The sequence below is a fragment of the Dermabacter sp. HSID17554 genome (genome assembly GCF_003989295.1).
Lineage (GTDB): Bacteria > Actinomycetota > Actinomycetes > Actinomycetales > Dermabacteraceae > Dermabacter > Dermabacter vaginalis.
On the sequence record NZ_RBLW01000023.1, the window covers coordinates 1 to 250 of the forward strand.

The window sequence follows — 250 nt, forward strand, 5'->3', positions numbered from 1 at the left end:
GTGATCTCGTCACCATCGTTCACACCGTCACCATCGGTGTCAGCCTTCTTCGGATCAGTCGGGTCACCCTTACCGTCACCGTCGAAGTCCTTGTTCTTCTCACCCGAGACCTCGTCACCGTCATTGAGGCCGTCACCATCGGTATCAGCCTTGTTCGGATCCGTGCCAAGCTCCTTCTCCTTGGCATCGGTCAGGCCATCACCATCGGTATCAGCCTTGTTCGGGTCGGTGCCGTTGGTGATCTCGTCAC

General features: G+C 57.6%; 1 protein-coding gene. It reads right to left on the reverse strand.

All coding sequences use genetic code 11. The features are described from left to right. Positions 1-250 (reverse strand): hypothetical protein (locus D8M36_RS10115; protein WP_202974896.1); only part of this gene is annotated, 250 nt, incomplete at both ends.